This window comes from Frankiales bacterium (assembly GCA_016125335.1).
Lineage (GTDB): Bacteria > Actinomycetota > Actinomycetes > S36-B12 > CAIYMF01 > Longivirga.
Genome location: WGLY01000015.1, coordinates 25,637 through 43,127 on the forward strand (window position 1 = coordinate 25,637; position 17,491 = coordinate 43,127).

Here is a 17,491-nt window from a genome sequence, read left to right on the forward strand (position 1 = left end):
CCTCAGTCCTCCTGCCCGGTGCGGCCCGGCGGGGTGCCGGTGCCGTCCTCCTGCGCCCGGACCACCCGGGCGTCGATGCGCACGTCGTCGCCGACGCGGGCGACGTCGCGCACCTGGAGGCGCAACGCGTCGGTGATCGTGGACATGCCCGCGTCGGCCAGCGCCGGCTGGCCGGCGCCCAGCAGGGCGGGCGCGACGTACCAGCGCACGGCGTCCACCAGGCCCGCCCGCACGAAGGCGGCGGCGAGGCGGGGACCGCCCTCGAGGAGCACGTGCTGCACGTCGTGCGGGACGAGCGCGGCGAGGGCCTCGGCCGGGTCGTGGGTGCGCAGGTGCAGCGTGGGGCCGGTGGCGTCGAGGACGCGCGCGCCGGCCGGCAGGTCGCGCCGGCCCACCACGACGCGTAGCGGCTGGGCGCCCGGCGCCACCTGGCCGTCGCGGCGCACGCCGAGGTGCGGGTCGTCGGCGAGGACCGTGCCGGTGCCGACCATGACGGCGTCCACCTGGGCGCGCAGGGCGTGGACGTCGGCCCGGGCCGGCGACGAGGTGATCCAGCGGCTGGTGCCGTCGGCGGCGGCGATCCGGCCGTCGAGGGTGGCGGCCGCCTTCCAGGTGACGAACGGGCGGCCGTGGCGCATCGCGAACGTCCACGCCTCGTTGAGCGCCTCGGCCGCGGCGAGCAGCTCGGCGCCGACCGCCTGCGCCCCGGAGGCGACGTCGACCCCGGCCGCGGCGAGGGTGCGTGCGCCGCCCGCCGCCACGGGGTTCGGGTCGGACTGGGCGAACACCACCCGCGCGACGCCGGCCGCCACGAGGGCCTGCGCGCAGGGGCCGGTGCGGCCGGTGTGGTTGCAGGGCTCGAGCGTGACGACCGCGGTGGTCCCGGCCGCACGATCGCCGGCACGGGCCAGCGCGTCGGCCTCCGCGTGCGGCGTCCCGGCGCCGCGGTGGAAGCCCTCGGCCACGACCGTGCCGTCCGGGGCGAGCAGCACCGCGCCCACGCGCGGGTTGGGGCCGTGGGGCACGCCCGGGGTCGCGGCGAGCTCGACGGCGCGCGCGAGCGCGGCGCGCTCACGATCGTCGGCGGCTCTCACGTCGTCCTCCCGGTGCGGACCGCTGCGCCGGCCCGGGAGCGGGACGGGGCGCGAACGGCGCAGGACGACGCCGGGGCCCGCGACGCGCGCACGCGCCGGGCACCGTCGCTCGACCCGCGCGCGTCACCTCCCATCCGGACTCTCACCGTCGGCTCCGGATGACCGTCGTCGCTCGGGGCGACGACCTGGCTGACCGGATCCACCGGCCACTGGCTGTGGCCGGGTCGCGGGCTGGCACCGCCGGCTCGGACTTGCACCGATCCCGGGACGCGCGAGCAGGTTCGTGCTCGTACGGCGGGGAGTCTACGCGGAGGCGCACCACCAGGACGCGTCGGTGGCGGCCCGGGCCTGCGCCGCCAGCGCCCGCACGGCCGCAGCCGGGTCCTCGGCGCCGTACACGGCGGACCCGGCGACGAAGACGTCCGCCCCGGCGTCCGCGCACACCTCGATGGTCTCGGCCGACACTCCCCCGTCGACCTGGATCCACAGGTCGAGGTCGCGCCCCTTCACCAGCTCGCGGGCCCGGCGGATCTTCGGGACGACGACGTCGAGGAAGCGCTGGCCGCCGAAGCCCGGCTCGACGGTCATGACGAGCAGCATGTCGAGCTCGGGCAGCAGGTCGGCGTACCCGTCGACCGGCGTGGCCGGCTTGAGCGCCATGCCCGCCCGCGCGCCGGCGGCGCGCACCGCCCGGGCGAGGCGCACCGGCGCCGCGGCGGCCTCCACGTGGAAGGTGACCGACCCCGCGCCGGCCTCGGCGTACGCCGGTGCCCAGCGGTCGGGGTCCTCGATCATGAGGTGGCAGTCGACCGGCGTCGTCACGGTGGCCAGCAGCGCCTCCACCACCGGCAGCCCGATCGTGAGGTTGGGCACGAAGTGGTTGTCCATGACGTCGACGTGCAGCCAGTCGGCCGCGCCGGCGACGCGCTCGCACTCCTGCGCCAGCCGGGCGAAGTCGGCCGACAGGATGCTCGGGGAGATCTGCACGCCCATGGCGGCTCACGCTATCGCCCGCGGGCCGGCGCGCGGCACGACGCACCGCGCGCGCCGGGCTCAGCGGGTGCGGCGCAGGACGGCGAGGAACATCCCGTCGGTGCCGTGCAGGTGCGGCCACAGCCGCAGGTCCGGGCCCGGCCCGGTGCCGGTCACCTCGGGCAGCAGCGAGGGGACGTCGACCCGCTCGACGTTGCCGCGGCGCACGGCGTCCTCGACCACCACGGTGGTCTCGGCCAGGTGCGGCGAGCAGGTGGCGTAGCCGACGACCCCGCCCACCCGGACCGCGGCCACCGCCGAGGCGAGCAGCCGCGCCTGCAGCGAGGCCAGCGCGGAGACGTCGGCCGGCGAGCGCCGCCAGCGCGACTCGGGCCGGCGGCGCAGGACGCCGAGGCCGGAGCAGGGCGCGTCCAGCAGCACGCGGTCGAACCCGCCGGGCACCCAGGGCCCCTGCGTCGCGTCCGCCGCCACCACCGCGTGGTGGCCCGGCGCGCCCTCGAGGGCCCGCGCGACGAGCCGGGCGCGGTGCGGCGCGCGGTCGACGGCCAGCAGCGCGGCGCCGCGCTCGAGCCCGAGGCCGGCGAGCAGCGCCGCCTTGCCGCCCGGTCCGGCGGCCATGTCGAGCCAGGTGCGGTCGGGCCCGGCGACCTCGGCGCGCGCGAGCGCGAGCGCCACGAGCTGGCTGCCCTCGTCCTGCACGCCGGCCGCGCCGGAGCGCACCTGGGCGAGCCCGCCCGGGCTGCCCGAGGCCAGCGCCACCGCGTAGGGGGACCAGCGCCCGGGCGAGGTGCCCGGCAGCGCGAGCAGCTCCTCGACCGTGCAGCGGCCCGGGCGGGCGGCCAGCGTGACGCCGGCGTTGAGGTTGTCGGCCGCGAGCAGGTCCTCGGTCTCGGCCCAGGACGCCGACCCGGCCCACGCGGAGAGCGCGTCGTGCAGCGACTCCACGACCCACCGGGGGTGCGACTGCACCACGGCGAGGTGGCCCACGGCGTCCACGTCCGGGTCCGGTGCCACCTCCTCGACCCAGTCGTCGAGGTCGCGCTCGCCCACGCGGCGCAGCACGGCGTTGGCGAAGCCGCTGCGCGCCTCGCCCCCCACGAGACGGGCGAGCTGCACGGTCTCCCCCACCGCTGCGTGCAGCGGCGTGCCGAGGAACAGGATCTGCTGCGCGCCGAGGCGCAGGACGTCGAGCAGCTCGGGGTCGACCTCGGACAGCGGGCGGGCGCTGCACGCCTCGAGCACGGCGTCGAGGAACCCGCGGCGGCGGAGGGTGCCGTAGGCCAGCGTCGTGGCGAAGGCGGCGTCGCGGCCCTCGAGACCGGCCTCGGACAGCACGCGCGGCGCCACGAGGTTGGCGTAGGCGCCGTCGGCCTCCACCGCCCGCAGCACGTCGTAGGCGGCCAGTCGCGCCGGGTCGGTGTGGCGCCGGTCCGGGCGCCACTGCACCGGACGCGTGTGGTGCCCGCGCGGCCGCTCGGTCATGGCCGGCTCACGCGGCGCCGAGCCGCTCGCCCGCCGGGGGCCGGGTGCCGCGGGCCCAGTCGGCGGCGGCCATCGCCCGCTTGCCCTGCGCCTGCACCTCGCCGAGCACCACCGCGTGGGTCGCCGTGCCGACGCGGACCCGGTTCTTGTCGACGCCGAGCTCGCCCGGGGCGAGCGAGACGTCGTCGGGCAGCAGGTCCACCGGGCCGAGCTTGAGCCGCTCGCCGGCGTAGGTCGTCCACGCCCCGGGAGCCGGGGTGCAGGCCCGCACCTGGCGATCCACCCGGACCGCGGGCTGCGCCCAGTCGACCCGGGCGTCCTCCACGGTGATCTTGGGGGCGAAGCTCACGCCGTCGGCGGGCTGGCGCACCGCGGCGATGACGCCGGACTCGATCGCGTCCAGAGTCGCCACGAGCAAGCCCGCCCCGCTGGTGGCCAGGCGGCCCAGCAGGTCGCCGGCGGTGTCGCGCGGCCCGATCGCCTCGGTCACCACTCCGAGCACCGGCCCGGTGTCGAGCCCCTCCTCGAGCAGGAAGGTGCTCGCCCCGGTGACGTCGTCGCCGTGCCACACCGCGTGCTGCACCGGTGCCGCCCCGCGCCACGCCGGCAGCACCGAGAAGTGCAGGTTGATCCAGCCGTGGCGCGGCACCGCCAGCGCGGCCCGCGGGACCAGCGCGCCGTACGCGACCACGGGGCAGCAGTCCGGGGCGAGCTGCTCGAGCCGGGCCAGGAACCCGGGGTCACCGGGACGCTGCGGCGTGAGCACCTCGATGCCGTGCTCGTCGGCCAGCGCCCCGACCGGGGAGCGCACCAGGCTGCGGCCCCGGCCCGCCGGGGCGTCCGGGCGGGTGAGGACGGCGACCACCTCGTGCCGGGACCCGAGCAGGGCGCGCAGCGACGGGAGCGCCGGCTCGGGCGTGCCGGCGAAGACGAGACGCACGGGTCACAGCCAGCGCGAGGAGACGCGGTGCGGCGAGATCTTCACCTGCGCCGGGGGCTGCCCGAACCACTCGGCCTCGCGGATGGCACGCATGGCCTCCTTGCGGGTCTCGGGGTCCAGGCGGTCGATGAACAGGATCCCGTCGAGGTGGTCGGTCTCGTGCTGCACGCAGCGGGCCAGCAGCTCGGAGCCCTCGACCACGACGGGCTCGCCGAACTCGTTCATGCCCTTGGCCACCACGCGCATCGCGCGCCGGGTGTTGAAGGCGAGGTCGGGCACCGACAGGCACCCCTCGTCGCCCTCCTGCGTCTCGTCGCTCAGGTCGAGCACCGGGTTGATGAGGTGGCCCACGACGTCGTCGACGTCGTAGACGAACACCCGCAGGCTCACGCCGAGCTGCGGGGCGGCCAGGCCCACGCCGGGGGCGTCGACCATGGTGTCGGTGAGGTCGCGGACGAGCTTGCGCAGCTCCTTGTCGAAGGTCTCGACGGGGGCCGCCGGGGTGGTGAGCACCGGGTCGCCGAACAGGCGGATGGGCTTGACGGCCACGGAGGGCACTCCTTCGTCGACGAACGCAGGGGGCCAGTCTACGGACGGCCGCGGCGCCGCCCGACTCAGCCGATGCGCACCGGGTCGATCCGCACCGCGACCGGGCCGCCCTCCTTGCGCGCGCTGCGGATCGCGGCGGCGGCGCGCAGCGCGGAGGCGAGCTCGAGGCCGGCCGGTCGCGGCGCCACCACGAGGGCGCGCGAGCGCGGCTCGGCGGCCGGCCCGCGCCGCGGGGGCGGCACCACGACCGGGCCGAGCACGGTGGCGTCCTCGGGCAGCCGCGCGTGGCCGAGCAGGTCGGCCACGTCGTCGCCCGCGCCGGTCACCTCCGCGACCCGCCACGCCGGCGGCAGGTGCAGCAGCTCGCGCTCGGTGAGCTCGCGCGCCGCGAAGCCGCCCGGGTCGAGGCGCACGACGGCCTGCACCGCCGGCAGCGACGGGTCCGCGAGCAGCACCACCGTGCCGCCGGCCGACGCCGGGCGTACGAGGCTGGCCGCGTGCAGCCACCGGCGCACCGCCTCCTCGGCCGCGCGCAGGTCGGGCCGGTCGAGCATGAGCCGGCCGTCGAGCAGGAGGGCCGCGGCGTACCCGCCCTCCGCCCGCGGCTCGGCGCCGGGCGTGCAGACCACCAGCGCGGGCTCGGCCCCCACGGCGTCGAGCACGCCGTTGGTCCCGTCGTCGCGGCCCGACACCCGCACCGGGACGCCGGGGAAGGCCCGGCCCAGCTCCTCCGCGGTGCGCCGCTCGCCCACGGAGACCGCGCGCAGGCGGGTGCCGCCGCACCGCGGGCACGACCAGCCGCCCGCCGTGCGCCCGCACCAGGAACACGTGGGCACGGCATGCCCGCTGGTGACGCCCAGCGGGCCGTGGCAGGTGGTGCAGCGCGCGGGCTCGCGGCAGGACTGGCAGGCGAGGGTGGGCACGTAGCCGCGGCGCGGCACCTGCACGAGCACCGGCCCCTCGCGCAGGGCGGCGCGGGCCGCGTCCCAGGCCACGTGCGGCAGCCGGGCCGTGGTGGCCGCCTCGTCGCGGGCCAGCTCGGCGTCGCTCCCGCTGGTGAGCACCCGCGGGCGCCGGGCCCGCAGCTCGGCCTTGGGCAGCGCGACCTCGCGGGCCCAGCCCCCCGAGACCAGCGCGGCGCACTCCGCGGAGCGCGACGTCGACCCGGCCACGAAGGCGGCGCCGCTGCGCGCCGCGCGCAGCACGAGCACCTCGCGGGCGTGCCAGTAGGGCGCGTGCGGCTCGGCCAGGGAGTCGTCGCCGTCGTCCCAGAGCACCACGAGCCCGAGGTCGCGGACGGGCGCGAACACCGCCGCGCGCGTGCCGACCACCACCCGCACGTGCCCGCGCCGGATCTCGAGGAACGCCCGGTAGCGCGCGGCCGGGCCGAGGTCCGCGGTGAGCACCCGGTGCCGGCGCACGCCGTCGGCGCCGAGGCGCTGCGCGAGGGCCCGGTCGATGCGGGCCACGTCGCGGGCGTCGGGGACGACGACCACCGCGCCGCGGCCGGCGTGCGCGGCGGCCACGACCAGCTCGGCCACGGCGACCGCAGGGTCCTCGCCGGGGCTGGCCGTCCACACGGCCCGCGGTCCCGGGGCCGCCGGGGTGAAGCGCAGCGCCGGGTCGGCCAGCCGCCCGAGCAGGGCCGCGCCACCGGGGTAGGCCGACCAGGTGCCGGCGCCGTCGGGGGCGGGCGGGGCCGGCGCGTCGGGCGGGTCGCCGGCCGCGTCGAGCGCCTTCTCCGTGGCCGCGTGCCGGGGCGGCACCGCGGCGCGCAGGACGTCGGGCATGGTGCCGGCCCAGCGGTCGGCCACCGCGCGCGCGAGCCAGGCGACCTCCGGGGTGAGCACCGGCTCGGGGCTGACCACCTTGGCGACGCGCTCGAGCCGCCCGACGTGCTCGGTCGAGGCGGCGCGCTCCACGACCCAGCCGTCGACCAGGCCGCCGGAGAACCGCACCCACACCCGGGTGCCGGGCACCGCGGCGGCCGAGAGGGGCTCGGGCACCAGGTAGTCGAAGGGGCGGTCGAGGTGCGGCAGGGGCACGTCCACCACGACGCGCGCGATGGGGTCGGTGGCCGCCGGGCCGGGCACCGGCCGGGTGCGGGCGCGGCGGGCCTTGGCCGCCACGAGGGCGACCTGCTCGCCCTCGGGCGCTCCGGTCACGGGTGTGTTCTACCGGACGGGTCCGCCGGCGGGGGGCCGTCGTCCCCGAGGTCGCCCGCCACGGCCCGGTAGAGCACGTGCGGGCGCCACCACTGGCCGGGGGTCGCGCGCGGGTGGTCGAAGACGCCGTCGTAGCGCATGCCGAGGCGCTGCATCACCGCCTGCGAGGCCAGGTTGGCCGGCACCGTGAACGACACCACCTCGGGCAGGCCGGCGTCCAGCAGGCCGAACCGCAGGGCCGCGGCGGCCGCCTCGGTGGCGATCCCCAGCCCCCACCAGTCCGGGGCCAGGCGCCAGCCCACCTCGACGAGCGGCTGCGCGTGCGGGAACGGAGCCTCGAACGACGGCGGCACCAGTCCCACGAAGCCCACGAACGGCGCGCTGCCTCGCGTGGAGCCGAGCACCTCGACGGCCCAGGCGGTGAAGCCCAGCTCCGCGTGCACGGCGTCGAAGCGGGCCATGCTCGCGGCGCTCTGCTCGCGCGTCATCGTGGAGGGGAACCAGCGCATGACGCGCTCGTCGGCGTTCATCGCCGCGAACGGCCCGAGGTCGTCCTCGCGCCAGGCCCGCAGCGCCAGCCGGGGCGTGCGCAGCTCGTGCCGCGTCACGCGGGCGCCCCGGACGGCGACGGGTCGACGGCGGTGCTCAGAGACCGGCCGCCGCGCGCAGCGCGTCGGCGCGGTCGGTGCGCTCCCACGAGAAGTCGGGCAGCTCGCGGCCGAAGTGGCCGTAGGCGGCGGTCGCGGTGTAGATGGGGCGCAGCAGGTCGAGGTCGCGGATGATCGCGGCGGGGCGCAGGTCGAAGACCTCGAGCACCGCGCTCTGGATGTCCGCGTCCGGCCGCACCCCGGTGCCGAAGGTCTCCACGAACACGCCGACGGGGTGCGCCTTGCCGATCGCGTACGCCACCTGCACCTCGCAGCGGCGGGCCAGGCCCGAGGCGACGACGTTCTTGGCGACCCAGCGCATCGCGTAGGCGGCGGAGCGGTCGACCTTCGACGGGTCCTTGCCGGAGAAGGCGCCGCCGCCGTGACGGGCCATGCCGCCGTAGGTGTCGACGATGATCTTGCGCCCGGTGAGGCCGGCGTCGCCCATGGGGCCACCGATCTCGAACCGGCCGGTGGGGTTCACGAGCAGCCGGTAGCCCTCGGTGTCGATGGTGAGGTCGGCCAGCTCGGGGGTGACGACGAGCTCGGCGACGTCGGGCGCGAGCAGCGTCGCGAGGTCGATGTCCGAGGCGTGCTGCGTCGAGACGACGACGGTGTCGAGCCGCACGGCGCGGTCGTCCTCGTCGTACTCGATCGTCACCTGGGTCTTGCCGTCGGGGCGCAGGTAGGGGATGGCGCCGTCCTTGCGCACCTGGGTGAGGCGGCGGGCCAGCCGGTGCGCGAGGTGGATCGGCAGCGGCATGAGCTCGGGGGTGTCGTCGCAGGCGTAGCCGAACATGAGGCCCTGGTCGCCGGCGCCCTGCCGGTCGAGCTCGTCGTGGCTGCCCTCGGTGCGCTCCTCGAGGGCGTCGTCGACGCCCTGCGCGATGTCCGGGCTCTGCGAGCCGATGGAGACGCTGACCCCGCACGAGGCGCCGTCGAAGCCCTTCTTGCTGGAGTCGTAGCCGATCTCCAGGACGCGGTCGCGCACGATCGCGGGGATGTCGACCCAGCCCGAGGTGGTGACCTCGCCGGCCACGTGCACCTGGCCGGTGGTGATGAGCGTCTCGACGGCGACCCGGCTGCGCGGGTCCTCCTTGAGCATCGCGTCGAGGATCGAGTCGCTGATCTGGTCGGCGATCTTGTCCGGGTGACCCTCGGTGACCGACTCGGAGGTGAACAGGCGACGGGCCACGTGGCTCTCCCGGTGACGACTGGCGGACTTCGGCGGGTGGTGCGGGGACCCGGGCCCACCGCGGGGCCCGGACGTCCGAGGGAGTCTATCCGCGGACGGCGCAAGGCCCGAACGGCGCGGCCGCGCGAGCGCCCGGTGGGCGGCTCAGCGCGGGAGGCGGGCGACCACGGCGTCCCACACGGCGTCGGCCACCGCCTGCTTGGAGGCGCGGGGGACGTGCACCTCGGTGCCGTCGCGGCCGAGCACCACGACCTCGTTGTCGTCCGCGCCGAACGTCGCGCCGCCGCCCACGTCGTTGACCACGAGCAGGTCGCAGCCCTTGCGCGCGAGCTTGGCGCGGGCGTGGTCGAGCACGCCGGCGGACTCGTCGCCCGTCTCGGCCGCGAAGCCGACGACCACCTGGGCCCGGCGCTGCTCGTCGCGGCGCGCCACGGTCTCCGCGAGCACGTCCACGGTGCGCTCGAGCACGACCGGGTCGGGCGCTCCCCCGGCGTCGTCCTTCTTGATCTTGTACGCCGACGCCGCGACCGGCCGGAAGTCGGCGACGGCCGCGGCCATGACGACCGCGTCGGCGGTCGCGGCGTGCTCACCCACCGCCCGGCGCAGGTCCTCGGCCGAGGTCACGCGCACCACGCTCGCCCCGGCGGGGTCGGGCAGCGCCACGTTCGCGGACACCAGCACGACCGAGGCGCCGCGCGCGGCGGCCGCCGCGGCCAGCGCGTAGCCCTGCTTGCCGCTGCTGGAGTTGCCGAGGAACCGCACCGGGTCGAGGTGCTCGCGGGTGCCGCCCGCCGAGACGACGACGCGGCGGCCGGCGAGGTCCGCGGCCCGCGGACCGGACAGGACGGCGAGGCAGGCGTCGTAGATCGCCTGCGGCTCGGGCAGGCGGCCGGGCCCGGAGTCGGCGCCGGTGAGCCGGCCCACCGCGGGGTCGAGGACGACCACGCCGCGCTCGCGCAGCAGCGCGACGTTGGCACGGGTGGCCGGGTGCTCCCACATCTCCGTGTGCATCGCCGGGGCCATGACCACGGGGCAGTGCGCGGTGAGCAGGACGTTGGCGAGCAGGTCGTCGGCCAGCCCGGCGGCCGCACGGGCCAGCAGGTCGGCGGTGGCGGGGGCCACGACCACGAGGTCGGCCTGCTGCCCGAGGCGCACGTGGGGCACGTCGGCGACGTCGTCCCACACCTCGGCCGAGACGGGCTTGCCCGAGAGCGCCTCCCAGGTGGCCGAGCCGACGAAGCGCAGGGCCGCGCGGGTGGGCACGACGGTGACGTCGTGGCCGGACTCGGCGAAGCGGCGCAGGAGCTCCGCGGCCTTGTAGGCCGCGATGCCCCCGCCGACGCCGAGGACGACCGACAGCGCGCCGGGGGCGCGGCCGGGCGTCATCGGTGCGTGGTCAGGCGACCGGGGCGCCGGTGTCCGACTCCGTCTCGGGGTCGAACGGCGTCGCGGCGAGCAGGCCGGAGTTGATCTCGCGCAGCGCGATCGACAGCGGCTTCTCCTGGACGTGGGTCTCGACCAGCGGGCCGACGTACTCGAGCAGGCCCTCGCCGAGCTGGGAGTAGTAGGCGTTGATCTGGCGCGCGCGCTTGGACGCGTAGATCACGAGGGAGTACTTCGAGTCGGTCGCCTCGAGCAGCTCGTCGATGGGCGGGTTGGTGATGCCCTCGGGGGATGACACGGTGCCGGACACGCGGGCGCCTCTCGCTCGGGTTGGGTCCTACGGGGCCCCATGTCGTCCCGGCGGCCGCCGGGCGACCCGGCCGGGGTTCGGGCGGGGGCTCGTCGGGGCGGTGCGCTCACCGCATACAGGACGTCAGAGGGGGCTCAGACCCATCAATGCTAGCAAGGCTCCGGTGGCCTCCTCGACGGACGCGTTGACCACCGTCGCGTCGAACTCCGACTCGGCGGCCAGCTCCACCTGGGCGGTGGCCAGCCGGGCCCGGATCACCTCGGCCGGCTCGGTGCCCCGACCCACCAGCCGGCGCACCAGCTCGTCCCACGACGGCGGTGCGAGGAACACGAACAGCGCGTCGGGCATGCTCGCCCGCACCTGACGGGCGCCCTGGAGCTCGATCTCGAGCACCACCGGGGTGCCCTGCTCGAGGTGCTCGAGCACGGGACGGCGCGGGGTGCCGTAGAAGTTGCCGGCGAACTCGGCGTACTCGAGCAGCTCGCCCTCCTCGACCATCCGGGCGAACTCGGCGTGGTCGACGAAGAAGTACTCGACCCCGTGGGTCTCCCCCGGGCGCGGGCGCCGGGTGGTGGCCGACACGGAGAGCCAGACGTCGGGACGCGTGGCGCGCAGGTTCTGCACGACCGTGCTCTTGCCCACCCCGGAGGGACCGGACAGGACGGTCAGGCGGGCGTTCAGGCGGAGAACTCCTTCTCCAGCGCCGCGATCTGGTGCGTGCCGAGGCCCCGGACGCGGCGGTTCTCCGCGATCTGCAGGCGCTCCATGATCTCGGCCGCCCGCACCTTGCCGACGCCGGGCATCGACTCGAGCAGGGCCGAGACCTTCATCTTGCCGATGATGTCGTCGGTCTGGCCCGCGGCGATGACCTCGCCGATCGAGGCCCCGGAACGCTTGAGACGGTTCTTGACCTCCGCGCGGATGCGTCGTGCCTCGGCGGCCTTCTCCAGGGCGGCCGCGCGCTGCTCGGGGGTCAGGGGCGGTAGGGCCACGACCGGTCCTCTCCTCGGGTTCTGGTCGTGACCCTAGCGACCCCGGCGACCGCGTCAACAGCCTCGGTGCAGGTCCGGCGCCCCCCGGGCCGGACCTGCACCGGGCAAACCGGGTCAGACCGATGCGGAGGGGACCCGCACCGCGCGGAACGGGTTCGACGTCGGCGACACGGCGTGCGCGCCGAGGTGGATCCGGTCCGTGGGCACCTTGTGGCCGTTGACGAACAGCTCGAAGGCGACGCGCGACGAGCAGTCGGCGCCGATCCGCAGGAGGTCGACTCCCCCGACGTTGGTGAAGCGGAAGGCCAGCGTGTGGTGGCGCGGCCCGATCCACCAGCGGTCGCCGCCGCGGCCGTGCTCGAGCCGGACGCCCGTGGCGTGCAGCTCGTCGCTCGCGGTCACGAACCCGCTGAAGACGACCTTGCGCGTGCCCGGGTGGGTGGCGAACAGGTGCCAGCCGGTGGCGTTGTGCCAGATCCAGTAGCCCGTGGGGAGCCCGGCGTGGAGCCCGGCGGGACGGCCCTCGAAGCGGTCCGGCACGGTGCCGGTCGAGCAGGTGGCGGTGGCGGTGGTGGATGACGGCGCGAGCGGCGCGGCCCCGGCCGCGGACGGTGCCGCCACCGCGAGGCCGGCGGCCAGGGCGGACGCGGACACGGCCGCGACCGCGCCGCGCCGGACGGTGCTGGTGGTGGACATGGTGCTCCCTCGTGTCGTGCGGCGGGCCCGTCCCGTCGCTGCGGTCCTCACGGTGACCGGCCCCCGTTGTCCGCGCGTGGGCGTCGGGTCAGAGCCGTGTAAGGACCGCCCGGGTGCGCTCGGCGCAGCCGTCGTCGTCCCGGCTCGGGCATGCTTGTCCGCCGGGGCGCTCGCCGCGGCGCCCCCGCCGTCCGGCGCGCGACGCGGCGGGCACCGCGGAGGCGGCCATGGCGCAGACGACGTCCACCATCGAGGAGTACGCCGCGCGGCTCGCGCCGGAGGCGGTGGCGCCGTTCTCCGCGATCCGGGCGGTGATCGAGCGGGTGGCGCCGCAGGCCGAGGGCCGGATCTCCTACGGCATGCCGACGTGGGCCGACCACGGCACCGCCTTCGTCCATCTCGCCGCCTGGCGGCAGCACGTCTCGCTCTACCCCGTGCCGGCGATGGACGAGGAGCTGCACCGCGCGCTGGTCCCCCACCTGAGCGGTCGCGGCACGCTGCGCTTCCCGCTGAGCGACCCGCTGCCCCTCGACCGCATCGAGCAGGTGGTGCGCCTGCTGCACGACCAGCGGACCGGGTCCGCGTGACCCTCGGCACTGCCGTCCGCCCCGTCGTCGGGGCTCCGGGTGAAGCAGCCCTTCGTGGCTGGGATCACAGCCCTGACCAGGGCTGACGCCGCCGCCCACGAGGACTCGCACCGGCCGCGCGCGTAGCGTCGAACGCGTGGACACCACCGAGATGCGCACCCGGGCCCGCGCCCTCGTCGACAGCCCCGCGCTGACCTACCGGCAGCGCGTCGCGGCGCTCGCCGCCCTGGCCGAGGAGTCGCTCGACCCGCCGAAGGTCTCCGCCGCGTGCGAGGACGCCCTCGCCTCCGGGCTCGTCGACGACCTCGCCGAGGGCCATGCGCCGTACCGGCCGCGCTACCTGCTGCCCGACTACGGCCTGGCCCTGCGCCAGGGGTCGGAGTTCCTCGGGCTGCCCGCACCCACCGACCTCTACGAGGCCGTGGCGTTCCTGCTCTCGGCGTACTCGCAGGTGCCGTCGATCACCGGCTACCCGGTCTACCTCGGCGCCGTCGACGCGCTGCTCGAGCCGTTCGCCGCGGACGTCGACGACGACACGCTGCGACGCGTGCTCAAGCTCCTGTGGGTCACGATCGACCGGTCGCTGCCCGACGCCTTCACCCACGCGAACCTCGGGCCCGACGACACCCGGGTCGGGCGCACGGTGCTCGCCCTGGAGCGCGACCTGCTCCAGACGGTGCCCAACCTCTCCCTGCTCGTCGACCCGGACCGCACGCCCGACGACCTCGTGCTCGACGCGGTCCGCACCGTGTTCGCCTGCGGCAAGCCGCACTTCGTCAACCACCGGATGATGACCGGCGACCTCGGGCCGGAGTACGGCGTCGTCTCCTGCTACAACTCGCTGCGGCTCGGCGGCGGGTCGCACACGCTCGTGCGGCTCAACCTCAAGGAGTCGGCGGACCGCAGCGGCGTGGACGCCGAGCGGTGGCTCTCCGACGTCCTGCCCGAGCACGTGGCCCTCACCGCCGAGCTCATGGCCGCGCGGATCGAGTCGCTGGTCGAGCAGGCGCGGTTCTTCGAGCACTCGTGGCTGGTCGACGAGGGCCTCGTGCACCTCGACCGGATGTCGGCCATGTTCGGCGTCTACGGCCTCGCCGAGGCGGTCGACGTCCTCGTGGAGCGCGCCGGCGGCGACGGGCACTACGGCACCGACCCCGAGGCCACGGCGCTCGGGTGGCGCACGGTCGAGCGCCTGGCCGAGCTGGTCGGCGAGGTGTCGCTGCCGTACTGCGAGGGCAACGGGGGCCACCCGTTCCTGCACTCGCAGTCCGGGATCGACTCCGACGTCGGGGTCACCGCGGGCACGCGCATCCCGATCGGGCAGGAGCCCGGCCTGCTCCAGCACCTGCGCGCCGTGACGCCGAACCACCGGTGGTTCGCCTCCGGCGTCAGCGACATCGTCCACTTCGACGACACCGCCGTGCGCAACCCGCAGGCCGTCGTCGACGTGGTCCGGGGGGCCCTGGCGTCCGGCATGCGCGACGTCACGTTCAACCTCGACAGCAACGACTTCATCCGCATCACCGGCTACCTCGTCCGCAAGTCCGACCTGGCCCGGCTCGCGGCGACCGGGGTCGCACGCCACGGCAGCGATGTCCTGGCTGCAGGGTCGGTCGCCAACTCCCACGTGACCGATCGCGTCGTGAAGAGGGTGATCAGCAGTGAGTCGGCCTCTCGGGCTGCTGGCTGACGTCGTCCCGTTCTCCTGGGTCGACGGCCCCGGCAACCGCTGCGCAGTGTTCCTCCAGGGCTGCAACCTGGACTGCCTCGCCTGCCACAACCCGCACACCATGCCGCGGCAGACCGCGCGGGCGCGCGAGGTGACGGTCGAGGAGCTCCTCGACGAGGTGCGGCCGCTCGCGCCGTACCTGTCCGGCGTCACGGTGTCCGGCGGCGAGGCCACCCTCCAGGCGGAGTTCGTGGCCGCGTGGTTCGCCGCGCTGCGCGACGACCCGGCCACCGCGCGGCTCACCCGCTTCATCGACAGCAACGGGTGCGCGGACTCGGCCACGTGGGACCTCCTGCTCCCGCTGACCGACGGGGTGATGCTCGACCTCAAGGCCCTCGACGTCGAGACGCACGAGGCGCTCACGCACCGGTCCAACGCGCCGGTCCTCATGAGCCTGCGCCGCCTGGTGCACGAGCGGAAGCTGGCGGAGGTCCGGCTGCTCGTGGTCCCCGGCTACAACGACGACGAGGACACGCTGCGCGACACCGGCGAGTACCTGGCCGACAACGCGCCGGGCGTCCCGGTGCGGGTGATCGGGTTCCGCGCGCACGGGGTCCGGGCCGCGGCCCGGCAGATCCACGAGCCGACCGCGGAGGAGCGCGCCAGCTACGGCGAGTGGGTGGGCGCCGCGGTGGGCCGCCAGCTGGTCACCCTGGTGTGAGCGCGTCCGCGCGGTCCGGCCGGGCCAGCGCGTAGCAGGCCGCGCCGGCGGCGGCGGCCACCAGCAGCACCGACGGCCACGCCCCGATGACGAGCCCCAGCGGGTGCGAGACGACGAAGAGCACGGCCACCACGGCCAGCGCGGCGATCGTGCGTGCCGCCCCGCTGCTGCGCGCCATCCACCAGGCGCACAGCGCCGCCCCGGCGACGAGCACCACGCCGCCCAGGGCGCGGTTGCCGCTCAGCGAGGCCACGGCGAACCCGGCCAGGAGGGTGAGCGCGGCCGTGAGCGCGATCCGGGCGCGCGATCCGGACGGCACGTCAGCGCGCCCGCAGCGACTCGGCGAGGGCGGCGGCCGCTGCGCCGGCGTCGGCGGCGCCGGTGATGGGGCGCCCCACGACGAGCAGGTCCGCGCCGTCGGCGAGCGCCTGCTCGGGCGTGGCCACGCGGGCCTGGTCGCCGGCGTCCGCGCCGCGCGGGCGCACGCCGGGGGTGATGAGCACGACGTCGGGGCCCACCTCGGCCCGCACGGCGGCGACCTCCTGCGGGGAGCAGACCAGGGCCGAGGCGCCGGCGCCGACGGCCAGCACCGCCAGGCGGCGCACCGCGTCGATCGGCGGCCCGGCGATGCCCACCGAGGCCAGCGCCGCGGCGTCCAGCGAGGTGAGCACCGTCACCGCAGCGACGCGGGTGCCGGGCAGCGCGTCGACGGCGGCCCGCACCATGGCGGCACCGCCGGAGGCGTGCACGGTGAGGTAGTCCGGGGCAAGGCCGGCCACCGAGCGCGACGCGCCCGCGACGGTGTTGGGGATGTCGTGCAGCTTGAGGTCGAGGAACACCTCGCGGCCCCCCGAGGCGGCGCGCACCGCGTGCACGGCGTCCGCGCCGTCGCGCAGGTAGGTCTCGAGCCCCACCTTCAGGGTGGACACGTGCGGGCCGACCGCGGCCGCCCACGCCGTGGCGGTGGCGAGGTCGGGCGCGTCGAGCGCCACCGCCACGGGGGCCAGGGCCAGGGCGGCGGTCATCCCTCCGCCCCCGCGGCCACGGTGTCGTCGGCGTCCTCGTCCGGCGCGCCGTGGGCGGACACCGGGCCCCCGGAGGCGGGCTCGGGGTCGGGCGCCCGGTGGGCGAAGCCCACGGCCTCCTCGAGCGAGCCGAAGCCGCGCTCGGCGAGGGCGACGGCGAGCTCGCGGGCGACGCGCAGCGGCGCGCTCGGGTCGTGGAAGGTCACCGTGCCGACGCTGACCGCGCTGGCGCCGGCCAGGACGAACTCGAGCGCGTCCAGGCCCGTGCGGATGCCGCCCATCCCGAGGATCGGGACGTCGGGCAGGGCGGCGTGCACCTGGTAGACGCAGCGCACCGCGACCGGGCGGATCGCCGGCCCGGACAGGCCGCCGGTGACGCCGGCGAGCGCGGGCCGCAGGGTGTCGGTGTCGATCACCATGCCCAGCAGGGTGTTGATGAGCGAGAGGCCGTCGGCCCCGGCGTCCACCACGGCCTGCGCGATCTCGACGATGTCGGTGACGTCGGGCGAGAGCTTCGCCAGCACGGGCACGCCCGGGTTGGTGTTGCGGCGCACCGCGGACACGACGTCGGCCGCGGAGCCGGCGCGGCAGGCGAACACCTGGCCGCGGTCCTCGACGTTGGGGCAGGAGATGTTGACCTCGATGGCCGCGACTTCGCTGACGTGGCGGAGCTTGGAGGCCAGCCGGGTGTACTCGTCGACCGAGCCGCCCGCGATCGACACGACGGTGCGCGCGCCCCGCGCCCGCAGCCACTCCAGGTCGTTGTCGAGGAAGGCCTCGATCCCCGGCCCCTGCAGGCCGATCGAGTTGAGCATGCCGCTGGGCGTCTCGGCCATGCGCGGCGTGGGCCGACCGGACCGCGGGTTGAGCATGATGCTCTTGGTGACGACGGCGCCGATCTCGGTGATGTCGAAGAACTGGTCGAGCTCGCGCCCGGCGGCGGCGCACCCGGACGCCGTGAGCACGGGCGAAGGCAGCTCGAGCGCGCCGAGCCGGGTGGTCATGTCGACGTCGGGCACGGCGGCGGCCTGGTCGGGACGCGG

General features: G+C 76.5%; 19 protein-coding genes. 3 read left to right on the plus strand and 16 right to left on the minus strand.

Features of this window, described 5'->3' with window-relative positions:
• Positions 1–2: 2 nt before the first annotated feature.
• The 13 genes from ribD to GC157_08325 form a co-directional block, all read right to left on the minus strand.
• Positions 3–1,094: a bifunctional diaminohydroxyphosphoribosylaminopyrimidine deaminase/5-amino-6-(5-phosphoribosylamino)uracil reductase RibD gene (ribD, locus tag GC157_08265; GenBank protein MBI1377459.1), complete on the minus strand. Its 1,092-nt coding sequence runs from the start codon at positions 1,092–1,094 to the stop codon at positions 3–5.
• Positions 1,095–1,397: 303 nt separating this feature from the next.
• Entirely contained in the window at positions 1,398–2,087 is a 690-nt protein-coding gene (rpe, locus tag GC157_08270; GenBank protein MBI1377460.1) for a ribulose-phosphate 3-epimerase, read from the minus strand.
• A 60-nt stretch (positions 2,088–2,147) separates the two neighbouring features.
• Positions 2,148–3,569: an rRNA cytosine-C5-methyltransferase gene (locus tag GC157_08275; GenBank protein ID MBI1377461.1), complete on the minus strand. Its 1,422-nt coding sequence runs from the start codon at positions 3,567–3,569 to the stop codon at positions 2,148–2,150.
• 7 nt (positions 3,570–3,576) lie between these two features.
• Positions 3,577–4,509, minus strand: coding sequence for a methionyl-tRNA formyltransferase (locus tag GC157_08280; GenBank protein MBI1377462.1), 933 nt, complete (start codon positions 4,507–4,509; stop codon positions 3,577–3,579).
• A gap of 3 nt (positions 4,510–4,512) precedes the next feature.
• Entirely contained in the window at positions 4,513–5,058 is a 546-nt protein-coding gene (gene def / locus GC157_08285) for a peptide deformylase (GenBank protein MBI1377463.1), read from the minus strand.
• Positions 5,059–5,123: 65 nt separating this feature from the next.
• Complete coding sequence (locus tag GC157_08290; GenBank protein MBI1377464.1) at positions 5,124–7,223, minus strand: primosome assembly protein PriA; 2,100 nt, start codon at positions 7,221–7,223, stop codon at positions 5,124–5,126.
• The gene (locus GC157_08295; protein ID MBI1377465.1) at positions 7,220–7,831 is read right to left on the minus strand and encodes a GNAT family N-acetyltransferase; all 612 of its coding nucleotides are present in this window, start codon (positions 7,829–7,831) and stop codon (positions 7,220–7,222) included. The genes GC157_08290 and GC157_08295 overlap by 4 nt, the downstream gene beginning before the upstream one ends.
• A gap of 37 nt (positions 7,832–7,868) precedes the next feature.
• Positions 7,869–9,065: a methionine adenosyltransferase gene (locus GC157_08300; protein ID MBI1377466.1), complete on the minus strand. Its 1,197-nt coding sequence runs from the start codon at positions 9,063–9,065 to the stop codon at positions 7,869–7,871.
• A 144-nt stretch (positions 9,066–9,209) separates the two neighbouring features.
• Positions 9,210–10,451 (minus strand): bifunctional phosphopantothenoylcysteine decarboxylase/phosphopantothenate--cysteine ligase CoaBC, encoded by a 1,242-nt coding sequence (gene coaBC / locus GC157_08305; GenBank protein MBI1377467.1) that lies wholly within the window; start codon positions 10,449–10,451, stop codon positions 9,210–9,212.
• Positions 10,452–10,461: 10 nt separating this feature from the next.
• Complete coding sequence (locus tag GC157_08310) at positions 10,462–10,758, minus strand: DNA-directed RNA polymerase subunit omega (GenBank protein MBI1377468.1); 297 nt, start codon at positions 10,756–10,758, stop codon at positions 10,462–10,464.
• 123 nt (positions 10,759–10,881) lie between these two features.
• Positions 10,882–11,439, minus strand: coding sequence for a guanylate kinase (locus GC157_08315; GenBank protein ID MBI1377469.1), 558 nt, complete (start codon positions 11,437–11,439; stop codon positions 10,882–10,884).
• Positions 11,436–11,750: a 30S ribosomal protein S13 gene (locus GC157_08320; protein MBI1377470.1), complete on the minus strand. Its 315-nt coding sequence runs from the start codon at positions 11,748–11,750 to the stop codon at positions 11,436–11,438. The genes GC157_08315 and GC157_08320 overlap by 4 nt, the downstream gene beginning before the upstream one ends.
• 114 nt (positions 11,751–11,864) lie before the next feature.
• Positions 11,865–12,446 (minus strand): hypothetical protein, encoded by a 582-nt coding sequence (locus tag GC157_08325; GenBank protein ID MBI1377471.1) that lies wholly within the window; start codon positions 12,444–12,446, stop codon positions 11,865–11,867.
• 227 nt (positions 12,447–12,673) lie between these two features.
• On the opposite strand from GC157_08325, the gene GC157_08330 reads away from it, so the two are divergent.
• The 3 genes from GC157_08330 to GC157_08340 all read left to right on the plus strand — a co-directional run bounded on the left by GC157_08330 (position 12,674) and on the right by GC157_08340 (position 15,423).
• Positions 12,674–13,033, plus strand: a complete 360-nt coding sequence (locus tag GC157_08330) for a DUF1801 domain-containing protein (GenBank protein MBI1377472.1) — start codon at positions 12,674–12,676, stop codon at positions 13,031–13,033.
• 136 nt (positions 13,034–13,169) lie between these two features.
• On the plus strand, positions 13,170–14,723 hold the full coding sequence (gene yjjI / locus GC157_08335; protein MBI1377473.1) for a YjjI family glycine radical enzyme: 1,554 nt from the start codon (positions 13,170–13,172) through the stop codon (positions 14,721–14,723).
• A complete protein-coding gene (locus tag GC157_08340; protein ID MBI1377474.1) occupies positions 14,695–15,423 on the plus strand; it encodes a radical SAM protein in 729 nt (242 codons plus the stop codon). The genes yjjI and GC157_08340 overlap by 29 nt, the downstream gene beginning before the upstream one ends.
• Here the strand turns inward: GC157_08340 and GC157_08345 are convergent.
• Genes GC157_08345 through GC157_08355 form a run of 3 tightly spaced genes read right to left on the minus strand, consistent with a single transcriptional unit; the run spans position 15,410 to position 17,467 of the window.
• A complete protein-coding gene (locus tag GC157_08345; protein MBI1377475.1) occupies positions 15,410–15,718 on the minus strand; it encodes a hypothetical protein in 309 nt (102 codons plus the stop codon). The genes GC157_08340 and GC157_08345 overlap by 14 nt on opposite strands.
• Positions 15,719–15,743: 25 nt before the next feature.
• Positions 15,744–16,448, minus strand: coding sequence for an orotidine-5'-phosphate decarboxylase (pyrF, locus tag GC157_08350; protein MBI1377476.1), 705 nt, complete (start codon positions 16,446–16,448; stop codon positions 15,744–15,746).
• Entirely contained in the window at positions 16,445–17,467 is a 1,023-nt protein-coding gene (locus GC157_08355) for a dihydroorotate dehydrogenase (protein MBI1377477.1), read from the minus strand. The genes pyrF and GC157_08355 overlap by 4 nt, the downstream gene beginning before the upstream one ends.
• Between the last annotated feature and the right edge of the window lie 24 nt (positions 17,468–17,491).

Excerpts from the sequence above, each read along its gene's own strand:
- rpe (MBI1377460.1), bottom strand. The coding sequence starts at position 2,087 with ATGGGCGTGCAGATCTCCCCGAGCATCCTGTCGGCCGACTTCGCCCGG.
- GC157_08275 (MBI1377461.1), bottom strand. The coding sequence starts at position 3,569 with ATGACCGAGCGGCCGCGCGGGCACCACACGCGTCCGGTGCAGTGGCGC.
- coaBC (MBI1377467.1), bottom strand. The coding sequence starts at position 10,451 with ATGACGCCCGGCCGCGCCCCCGGCGCGCTGTCGGTCGTCCTCGGCGTC.
- GC157_08325 (MBI1377471.1), bottom strand. The coding sequence starts at position 12,446 with ATGTCCACCACCAGCACCGTCCGGCGCGGCGCGGTCGCGGCCGTGTCC.
- GC157_08330 (MBI1377472.1), top strand. The coding sequence starts at position 12,674 with ATGGCGCAGACGACGTCCACCATCGAGGAGTACGCCGCGCGGCTCGCG.
- pyrF (MBI1377476.1), bottom strand. The coding sequence starts at position 16,448 with ATGACCGCCGCCCTGGCCCTGGCCCCCGTGGCGGTGGCGCTCGACGCG.